This is a genomic window from Nostoc sp., assembly GCF_035638895.1.
In the GTDB taxonomy this organism is placed as follows: domain Bacteria; phylum Cyanobacteriota; class Cyanobacteriia; order Cyanobacteriales; family Nostocaceae; genus Nostoc.
The window spans coordinates 20,463-29,817 of the sequence record NZ_DASQZC010000263.1; the positions used below are offsets into that span (position 1 = coordinate 20,463).

A 9,355-nucleotide genomic window follows, 5' to 3' on the forward strand; every position below is an offset into this window, starting at 1 on the left:
ATAATAAATTTTATTGTACGGTAGTAAACAAGCAAGATTTTGTTTGTGCTACTCAAAACTCAGGACTCATAACTCGGAACTCCCTACTCTCTACTCCCCACTCCCCACTCCCAATGACAACCGTTTTAGCAATAGAAACCAGTTGTGATGAAACAGCAGTCGCAATTGTTAACAATCGTAAAGTTTGCAGCAGTATTGTAGCCTCGCAAATTCTAGTCCATCAGCAGTATGGCGGGGTAGTACCAGAAGTAGCGTCTCGTGAACACTTGGAAACGATAAATGTTGCGATCGCTCAAGCCTTAGAGCAAGCCCAACTAGACTGGGAGAAAATTGACGCAATTGCCGCCACTTCTGCCCCTGGACTCGTAGGAGCGCTGTTAGTGGGGTTAACTGCTGCCAAAACCCTGGCAATGGTACACAACAAACCATTTTTGGGAGTTCATCACCTTGAAGGCCACATTTACGCAACTTATTTGAGCGAACCAAGTTTAAATCCCCCTTTCTTGAGTTTATTAGTTTCTGGCGGACATACAAGCTTGATTTTTGTCAAAGATTGTGGTAGCTACGAAACGCTGGGACAAACTCGTGATGATGCTGCGGGGGAAGCCTTTGATAAAGTGGCGCGATTGTTAAAGTTGGGTTATCCGGGTGGCCCAATAATTGACAAGTTGGCACAACAGGGAAATCCCCAAGCCTTTGCTCTACCCGAAGGAAAAGTTTCTTTACCTGGTGGGGGGTTCCATCGTTATGATGCGAGTTTTAGTGGATTAAAAACGGCTGTATTGCGTTTAGTGCAGCAGTTAGAGAAAGATGGTGGACAAGTACCAGTGGCAGATGTAGCAGCTAGCTTTCAGGAAACCGTCGCGCGATCGCTAACCAAAAGAGCGATCGCCTGTGCCCTAGACTATGGTCTAGACACAATTGCAATTGGTGGCGGTGTAGCAGCCAATAGCGGCTTGAGAAAAAACCTCCAAGCCGCCGCCGTTGAACATAACCTACGCGTCCTATTCCCACCTCTAAAATTCTGTACCGATAACGCTGCCATGATTGGCTGTGCCGCCGCCGAACATCTATCTCGTGGTCATACATCCCCCCTCACACTAGGCGTTGAGTCTAGGTTAGCCCTTACCCAGGTGATGAAGTTGTATCAACCTATTGAGTAGTTATTTGTCATTGGTCATTGGTCATTTGTCATTTGTCATTAGTTAGGAGAGAAGAACTTTCTGTTTATTCTAATGCCCCATGCCCCATGCTCTATGCCCTATAACTATTGACTATTGCTCGGATGTGATCAGCCACTGCATCGGGCTGTTCCAACATAGCCAGGTGTCCGCAATCAGGAATTTCCAGAACATTATCACCACAATATTGGAACAGTCTGTGAAAGCTAGCTAAATGGCGCACATACTTGGGTTCCATAACCTTATCTTCGGCACCAGCCAAAAAATAAACTGGCTGTTTCAATTGGGATACTAGTTCAGGTAAACGATTGATTTCTTCTTCGGTTGTAGAGTCTAATAGACTTCCCAGAGCCGCTTCTGGGTCAGCCACAACAAAATCTATTACCCGTTGACGTGCCCAATGGCGCCCCAAAGGACGAGCGACACTGGCTCTGGTAAACAGTAAATCAATCAAAGGTAATTGGGACAGCCAGCGTGGGCGGACTTGCAAAAATTTCTGACCCACCGAGCGAAACTGCTCAAAGGCTTCTTTGAGGTAAATACCACCGCCAGCGTTGATACAGATCACTCCCTTAACACACTCAGGTATTTGATCTGCTCCCCAAAGAGCGATCGTGCCTCCTAAGGAGTGACCAATGAGCCAAGCACTCTTAATATTCAGCTGTTTCAGGAGAATTGCTAAATCCTGGGCATAGGCAACAGGAGTATAAACAGAATCGATTGTTGAGCCAAGCGCACTACTGGAGATGGGCGTCAGGCTCAAAGACATTTCTGCCCCACTAAAATCGGTTTTTACCTGAGACTGGGATTCACCAAAACCCCGCAAATCATAGGAAAGGCACTGCAAATCATTTGATAGGCGGGAAATCACAGGTTGCCAATATCCACGGCTATTGAGCCAACCGTGAATAAATACTAAAGCATCGGGGCAGGAAGTGGGAGCCGTTAGCTCGTATGCGTGTGGAACGCCCAAGATTTCGATAGTTGCCATACTTATATCGTAACCTTAAGGGCGGGTGCGACTAAATACGGAGTGTGAAGAGTTAGGAGTGAGGAGTTTGGAGTTAAGAGTCAGGAGTTGTCAATTTTTAACTCATAACTCATAACTTTTTCATTTATCCAGCAACCTCTGTCGCACCCCTTCAGCAATTTTGTGACCCAGATATTCAGGAATAAGGCTTTCATTCGGCCCCAACAAGTAGAGAATTAGCCGTGTACGTCCGCGCCAAACCAGTAAATTTGCATTGACTACCAGCAGGTCTTCCTGCCAGATGGCGTACATCACTTTGTAGAATAATCCTGGTTGATTATCGGCTTCAATCATTAGGGCAGGGAGATGAAAGACCGGATCAACATAGAACTCAGTTTGTACCTGCTCTAAGCCAGTATCAAGATTGAATTCTACTGCCAGCATCTCTTCTACCTCAAACCGACCTCCTAAAGCTTCACGAATAGCACGACAGACATTTTCTGCGGTTTTCTCGGTTAAGGCTTTACTACCACGAGACACCAACAGTTTAATAAAAACTAACATTGGCGGACGGATCTGACCGTATAGACTCAGACCGTGAATAGTCAACCCATAAGCTGCTAGTACACCAAAAATATCGCTGAGAAGAAAAGACTGGTTACGGTAAGCAAAATGCAGGGCACTTTTGCTACCTTCAGGTTTCAGTTCAATAACAGCGCGTTTAGTTTTATAAAGACGGTAGGCTAGCCGCAAATTTTGCAGTTGAATCTCACTGCTGACGAATTGCTCATAAAACTGAGGAAACGCTCGGTTAAAGCGTTTTAGGAGTTCCAGTGTCGAAGATTTTAAACCAGAAGCCATTGTTAAGGGTAAGACTCGCTTGCTTTCATCACTTGGGGACTAGGGGATAAATGTTAGGGACTGGGGACTGAGGAAAAATTTTCTCAAATACTCAATTTCTTGTATGCAATTCACTCTTAAGCTAACGTGCATTTAAGCTCTATACGAGCAATTGCCAGGATTAGGTTTTCCCATTTTGAATTTTGAATTATTTATATCCTTACCCTTTTGGTGAATTTCTCCTAGCCTTTACAACAAAATGCTAAAGTTGAAAATGATTGGTGTGAAACACGCCCTAACTGGCTCTTACCATTGCAAATCCCGAAAACAACCGAAAAAATTTGAGTGTAAAAGGTAGTAAATGGCGTAGGTATGTTAGACGTGAATCAACGCTCCTGAGAGTGGAAACCAATTCAGTTATACTACCCGAACCACGTTGGCATGGGTTTTTGGAAAACTTGGTTTAGTACTCCTGAATCTGTAGCGCCTAGTAGGACAAACCCCTTTGAAGAATATAGAGCTGATGCTGCGGGCAACTCCAACTCCAGCAGCCTTAGCGAAGCTTCTTCAAAGGAGACTCGCATCGTCTTCAGTACGGAGCGAGACATTGACCTTTATGAGCTAGAAGAACTCTGTGATGCAGTTGGTTGGTCGCGTCGTCCTCTAAGAAAAGTGAAAAAAGCTATTGAGCATAGTTTTCTCGTTGCCTCAATGTGGCAGGTGAGAGGAAACCAAAAGCGGCTCATTGGTTTTGCCCGTGCTACCTCAGATCACGCGTTTAATGCAACTATTTGGGATGTCGTGGTTCACCCAGACTTTCAAAGTCAAGGACTGGGCAAGGCACTGATGAAATACGTTCTCAAAAAACTTAGGAGTGAAGAAATTAGTAATGTCACTCTCTTTGCTGATCCCCATGTTGTAGATTTCTACCGAACTATGGGGTTTATGGCTGATCCCGAAGGCATCAAAGGCATGTTCTGGTATCCTCACTAGCGCTTAATCAAAATCAAACCCGATTTACACAAGAAAATCAGGTAAAATAGCGAAAATCTATTGTCTTGATATGGTTTTGCTTTTTTCTGCCGACTAAGGCGCAAGTATATATCTTGTAAAACTAAGTCGGCAAAAAACCTTTATCACTAAAAAATGTAATCTATCTTGTCTTTGGCAAAGGATAAAAAAGATTAGGCATAAGCGGTCTGATGTGATATAGTAACATTAATGCTTTTGGTAAAGCGCGATCGCTTTGAGGGAATAAAACCAAACCAAAAAAAGCAGAAAAGTCTAAACGGGATGTAGCGCAGCTTGGTAGCGCGCCTGCTTTGGGAGCAGGATGCCGCAGGTTCAAATCCTGTCATCCCGATTTTTGAAATTAATATGTTTAACAGCTAAGGTGGATTGTTTAAAGCTGTCTTGCTAAAATGTGCAATTAAATTGTAAATTTTTTCCGATAAGAACAAATTGGCTGTTATAGTGTTGAGTTATGTATTGAAGCCTAACAGGCAAATTTCGCTTTTAAGCAGTAAGATATTCCTGACACTAAGCTTTGTATAGATTTTAGAAGATATTAAAGCAAGCGGGATGGAACGATTGATTAAGTAATAGCGTCACCCCATATTAGCGAAAGCCAGATAAAATGGCATTTATCATCTACAAGGTCAAGAGACAGAGAGACTTTTGACTGTTTGAGAAGACATATAATAGGCATCTACAGCATTTCGTGGTGAAGAACAAAACGAAATCGAGAAAAACACAACTTTCGCACAGTCGATTTTTCAAAATGCTATTATGGCAACCCTAAATAGTTGCGGAATATTGGATTTTGACCGTTGATCCTCCGGGTGACGAACGGCAGTCCAACGCCAGTCGCTCCTGGGGGAGACCCCCATGACCGCGCTGGCTCCTCTTTGTTGGAACAACAAGATCGGGCTGCCTCACACTTAACGCTCAACCTCAACGCGCACAATGAATTTTTCACAATTGAAATAGATTGCTATATAACTAAAGCTAGTTGATGCTGTGCAACATCCAACCATTTGTTTAATTAATTGGATTATTAATACGAGGAGCAATCATGAAATCATTTATTCGCTTGGGCGCAACATTGGGTATAGCTGGCACTGTATTTTTAACAGGGCTTTCAGGAATAGGCAATCTACCAGGAATAGGCAATCAAGAGGCGATCGCGTTGCCACAAGATCAGGTAGTGAAAAAGCTCCAAGAAGTACCTGTATTCACGCTCACCAATCCTAAAGGCGAATTCGTAGTTCTTTCGAGGAACAACGCGTCTAAGCCAATCTCGCAAGTGGGATTTTTTATTAGCAAGCAAGATGCTCAAAAATTCCTTGACAATCGGCTTAAGAAAGAAAACCCCCAGTTGGCAAGCACACTACAGGTAAGACCTTTGTCCTTGGCAGACTACTATAAAATAGTCCAAGAAAGCAAAAAGAAATCAGACTCTGTAATTTATACTTTAGTACCGACGCAAGCACAGGTAGCTTCAGCAACAAGTATGCTGAATCAAAATGGTAAAAAAGGGGAACAGTTTAATGGTATTCCCTTATTTGTACCCAAATTTAAGAAAGATAATAGCTATTTGACGATTCCCGTCCCCAACGGTAAAGAGCGGTATATCCCTTTCTTTTTTGAGAAAGAGCAAGCAACGGCTCTGTTAGAAGAATTCAAAAAAGCCGTGCCAAAGGAAGCAGCCAACACTGAAATTCAGGTGGTAGATTTGTACGGTGTTATGGAGGCTCTCAATAGCAGTACCGACCCTAGTATAAATAAAATTGTTCTCTATCCATCGCGGGAGTCGATCAGTTTTATTCGCTCGCTGGCACCGAATCAATCTGCACCTGCCAAGCCTGCTGCTGCGCCTGCTCCGAAAAAATAACGGTTATGTACTCCAAGGTTGAGGCATGGGGGAGAAACATCTGATATCTGGTTTACAACTATGGCAGTGGCGCAATACTGCTCTCCAAGCAGCGATCGCTACTGATGTCCCGCCTGCCGAGGTAGATTGGCTGCTGCTCGAAGTTGCTGGGTTAGACCGCTTGGCACTGCGTTTGGATTCTTATAAAAACTGGCCCCAAATTCAGCTGCAATTGCCTCTAGAAGAGTTAGACCATTTATGGCAAAGGCGATTAAATGACCGCTTACCAGTGCAGTATATTGCCGGAGTTACACCTTGGCGTAACTTTCAAATTGCAGTGTCAAGTGCGGTTTTGATTCCCAGACCAGAGACAGAATTATTAATTGATTTATCTTTAGCATCTGCCAGTAATACATCAGGACACTGGGCTGATTTAGGCACTGGGAGTGGAGCGATCGCTTTGGGATTAGCAGATGCCTTGCCAAAAGCAACAATTTATGCTATTGATTACAGTTTAGAAGCTCTGGCGATCGCCCAAACCAACGCCCGTAATTTAGGTTTTGCTGACCGGATTAAATTTTATCAAGGTTCCTGGTGGGAGCCACTGAGATTTCTCAAAGGTCAGTTTAGTGGTATGGTGTCGAACCCCCCTTACATACCCACCAGTACCTTAGCTACTCTGCAACCAGAAGTAGTTAACCATGAACCACATTTAGCTTTGGATGGTGGCACTGATGGCTTAGATTGCATTCGCCATTTGATAGAAATCTCCCCTAGTTATTTGCAACCTGGCGGCGTGTGGCTGATTGAGATGATGGCAGGACAGGCGGATGCAGTGCGAGAACTTTTACAAAATCAAGGTAGCTATTGTAAAATTCAAATTCACGCTGATTTAGCTGGAATTGAACGCTTTGCTGTAGCTTATAAAAGTTAGGAGTATATGAGTTATGACAATTCCTCACTCCTAACTCCTGTACAGACGCGATTAATCACGTCTCTACTCCTAACTTTGTAAACATGACACAAGTTTCTTTAACAAATCTTATAGCTGGCGCACGCGCTGGGCTTTTGGTGAGTTTTCCTACAGATACTGTTCCTGCGCTTGCAGCGATACCAGAAAAAGCAGCATTAATTTTTGCGGCGAAGCAACGCAGTCAAGACAAACCTTTGATTTTGATGGCTGCTAGTGCTGAAGATTTGTGGCCGTATGTTAAAGGTAATGTGAACGAGTATAAAGTTTGGCAAGAACTAGCAGATAAATATTGGCCAGGAGGGCTGACATTAGTTTTACCAGCAAGCGATTGCGTGCCAAAAGTTATGAACCCTATTGATCCAACGACAATTGGTATTCGAGTCCCAAACAGTGCGATCGCTAAAAATATTTTGGCGCAAACAGGCCCGCTTGCTACTACTAGCGCTAATTTTTCTGGTCAGCCGCCTTTGCAAACAATGACAGAAATTGAGGTTCAGTTTCCCAAGGTTTTGACTCTAGAATACCAGGGTGAAATATCAGGCGAGGGTGTACCTTCCACTGTTGCTAAATGGACAGGAATAAATTGGCAGATTTTGCGGCAAGGTGCGATAAAGCTAGATATTTCCAGTAATAACCAAATATAGGTGGCTATAATGTTGTCTTCCTGGTTTTAACAACAGAGAAATCTGGAACTTTAGTTTGCGCTGTTGTGGTCAATTAACAAGTTAATAATTGCCAAATTATGAATTGGAGCAACTGGATATATCTAGGAGCAGGAATAGCACTAGGTGTGATTTTCCGTCAGTTATTTGTGCGAGCGCCTAATGTTTCATCTAGCTCATCCCCAGTAGCGCCATTAGATCAACAGGATATGCCACCAATATCGCAACAGCTACAGCAAACACATCTGGCATACCTTATGGCAAAGGAAATGAGCCAGTTTAAAGCTGGTTTTTTGGCGCGGACTACCCATGAATTGCGATCGCCACTGAGTGGTTTGATAGGCTTGCATCAGTTAATTTTGTCGGATCTGTGTGAAGATCCGGCTGAAGAGCGAGAATTTATTGCCCAAGCTTACGAGCGAACGCTGAAGCTACTCAAGTTGATGGATGAAATTCTCAGCGTTGCTAGAACTGAACACGGTACTAATAAATTAGATATTCAGCCTAGACCATTAGCCCAAGTTTTGGAAGATGTGCATAGATTAACTTATATGCTGGCTGCCAATCGCAATCTTCCCTTGCAATTTTTACCCGCCGACCCAGAAATTTATGTTTTGGCAGATTACCTCTGGCTCCGCCAAATATTGATAAGTTTAATAGACACTGCTATTACTCAAATGGAGGAAGGCAGCATCTGTATTTCCAGCAGCACAGCGCCTACAAGTAATTTTGTAAACATTTGGTTGGATGTACCAACCCATGCCATACCCTGGAGCGAACCGATTGATTTAATTCAATCTAAAGAGCAACCACCCGGTATTGACCAAGAAAACGCTACTCTTTCCCCAGGAATGAGGTTATTAATCAATCAAACTCTGGTGGAAGTTATGGGAGGAAAGTTAGAAATCCTGCCCTCCAACATTGCGAAGGAACCACATCAGGAGATTAGCAGATTACAAATCTCTATCCCCCTAGTGATTCCTCAAACTGAACTTCCGTAGCAGGAACGAAAGCAAGGTTAGGTTGGTTGTGTAACACCATCGTAGTGGTGGTATTGGGTTGAAAACCAATCTTTTTGTAGAAACCCTGCTGGTGAGTAGTCATCAGGTAAACGCGCTCAACTGACCTCATGCGGGGATGACTCAAAACGGTTTCTACTAACTTGCTTCCCAGCCCACTACTTTGATACTCTGGATGAATCACAACATCCCAAATTGTGGCGCGATAGATGCCATCAGATGTTGCTCTAGCAAAGCCAATGAGTCGATCGCGATCGCAAACAAAAATCACTGGCTCACTATTAGCAATAGCTATACCTAAATCTTCAATACTGCGACCTTTTGCCCAAAAAGCTGAAACGTTTAACAGTTCTTGAAGTTGGTAAAGGTCAATTTCAGACTTGCAATCGCTAAATTGAATCTGAGACTCGTTCATTATGGCATCCACTTTTGGCATTATCTTTGTATATTTAAGCCATATTTTGCTAGAAAATGCTGTACGTGTATATGTATATGCAACGAGAAAGAAAGTTTAATCATCTATCCCAATATTTAATGACAAACCCACTTCCATAAAGGATGAGTTGGTCCCTGCTGACGTATCCGATAAACTTGTTTTTCTAAACGTTGTTTTTCCTGTTCTGATAGTCCGAGTAAGATATTTCGACTTTGCCAAACTAAAACAGCAGTAGTCATTCCAATACAAAAGGCTAAACCAAAGGTAGACAGTGGATGGTAGAAGAGTCCATATCGCACCGCTACCCAGGTAAAATATTGTTCCCACAGAGAAATTTCTGCACGTAGACCCCACAAGCTAACAGGTGCAATGGTGAGCCACAAAAAGCCCACAAACAGCCAC

At 43.3% G+C, this 9,355-nt stretch carries 9 protein-coding genes, 1 tRNA gene and 1 pseudogene; 7 read left to right on the forward strand and 4 right to left on the reverse strand.

Annotated features, from left to right (window positions below; translation table 11 throughout):
- Window positions 1-113: 113 nt before the first annotated feature.
- Entirely contained in the window at window positions 114-1,163 is a 1,050-nt protein-coding gene (gene tsaD / locus VE944_RS12765; protein ID WP_324977525.1) for a tRNA (adenosine(37)-N6)-threonylcarbamoyltransferase complex transferase subunit TsaD, read from the forward strand.
- A gap of 91 nt (window positions 1,164-1,254) precedes the next feature.
- Here the strand turns inward: tsaD and VE944_RS12770 are convergent, their stop codons facing one another.
- Entirely contained in the window at window positions 1,255-2,172 is a 918-nt protein-coding gene (locus VE944_RS12770) for an alpha/beta fold hydrolase (protein ID WP_324977527.1), read from the reverse strand.
- Window positions 2,173-2,292: 120 nt separating this feature from the next.
- Entirely contained in the window at window positions 2,293-3,012 is a 720-nt protein-coding gene (locus VE944_RS12775) for a hypothetical protein (protein ID WP_324977529.1), read from the reverse strand.
- 420 nt (window positions 3,013-3,432) lie between these two features.
- Between VE944_RS12775 and VE944_RS12780 the strand changes: the two genes are divergently transcribed.
- From VE944_RS12780 to VE944_RS12805, 6 genes are all read left to right on the forward strand, one after another.
- The gene (locus VE944_RS12780; RefSeq protein ID WP_100899858.1) at window positions 3,433-3,984 is read left to right on the forward strand and encodes a GNAT family N-acetyltransferase; all 552 of its coding nucleotides are present in this window, start codon (window positions 3,433-3,435) and stop codon (window positions 3,982-3,984) included.
- 296 nt (window positions 3,985-4,280) lie between these two features.
- Window positions 4,281-4,354 (forward strand) — tRNA-Pro (locus tag VE944_RS12785).
- Window positions 4,355-5,065: 711 nt separating this feature from the next.
- The gene (locus tag VE944_RS12790) at window positions 5,066-5,884 is read left to right on the forward strand and encodes a Tic22 family protein (protein WP_324977533.1); all 819 of its coding nucleotides are present in this window, start codon (window positions 5,066-5,068) and stop codon (window positions 5,882-5,884) included.
- Between the two features lie 25 nt (window positions 5,885-5,909).
- Window positions 5,910-6,797, forward strand: coding sequence for a peptide chain release factor N(5)-glutamine methyltransferase (gene prmC / locus VE944_RS12795; protein ID WP_324977535.1), 888 nt, complete (start codon window positions 5,910-5,912; stop codon window positions 6,795-6,797).
- 83 nt (window positions 6,798-6,880) lie between these two features.
- Window positions 6,881-7,480: an L-threonylcarbamoyladenylate synthase gene (locus VE944_RS12800; RefSeq protein WP_324977537.1), complete on the forward strand. Its 600-nt coding sequence runs from the start codon at window positions 6,881-6,883 to the stop codon at window positions 7,478-7,480.
- A gap of 98 nt (window positions 7,481-7,578) precedes the next feature.
- Window positions 7,579-8,499 carry a sensor histidine kinase gene (locus VE944_RS12805; RefSeq protein WP_324977539.1) on the forward strand — a complete coding sequence of 307 codons (921 nt, stop codon included), beginning with the start codon at window positions 7,579-7,581 and terminating at the stop codon, window positions 8,497-8,499.
- On the opposite strand, the gene VE944_RS12810 is transcribed toward VE944_RS12805, so the two are convergent.
- Entirely contained in the window at window positions 8,462-8,932 is a 471-nt protein-coding gene (locus VE944_RS12810; protein WP_324977541.1) for a GNAT family N-acetyltransferase, read from the reverse strand. The two genes, VE944_RS12805 and VE944_RS12810, sit on opposite strands and share 38 nt — an antisense overlap.
- A 116-nt stretch (window positions 8,933-9,048) precedes the next feature.
- Window positions 9,049-9,355 (reverse strand): annotated as a pseudogene (locus VE944_RS12815) (hypothetical protein); the annotation flags it as partial.

What these genes read in the sequence shown, in the direction of transcription:
- prmC (WP_324977535.1), top strand. Translation starts at nt 5,910, where the DNA reads ATGGGGGAGAAACATCTGATATCTGGTTTACAACTATGGCAGTGGCGC.
- tsaD (WP_324977525.1), top strand. Translation starts at nt 114, where the DNA reads ATGACAACCGTTTTAGCAATAGAAACCAGTTGTGATGAAACAGCAGTC.
- VE944_RS12770 (WP_324977527.1), bottom strand. Translation starts at nt 2,172, where the DNA reads ATGGCAACTATCGAAATCTTGGGCGTTCCACACGCATACGAGCTAACG.
- VE944_RS12810 (WP_324977541.1), bottom strand. Translation starts at nt 8,932, where the DNA reads ATGAACGAGTCTCAGATTCAATTTAGCGATTGCAAGTCTGAAATTGAC.
- VE944_RS12805 (WP_324977539.1), top strand. Translation starts at nt 7,579, where the DNA reads ATGAATTGGAGCAACTGGATATATCTAGGAGCAGGAATAGCACTAGGT.
- VE944_RS12775 (WP_324977529.1), bottom strand. Translation starts at nt 3,012, where the DNA reads ATGGCTTCTGGTTTAAAATCTTCGACACTGGAACTCCTAAAACGCTTT.
- VE944_RS12790 (WP_324977533.1), top strand. Translation starts at nt 5,066, where the DNA reads ATGAAATCATTTATTCGCTTGGGCGCAACATTGGGTATAGCTGGCACT.
- VE944_RS12780 (WP_100899858.1), top strand. Translation starts at nt 3,433, where the DNA reads ATGGGTTTTTGGAAAACTTGGTTTAGTACTCCTGAATCTGTAGCGCCT.
- VE944_RS12800 (WP_324977537.1), top strand. Translation starts at nt 6,881, where the DNA reads ATGACACAAGTTTCTTTAACAAATCTTATAGCTGGCGCACGCGCTGGG.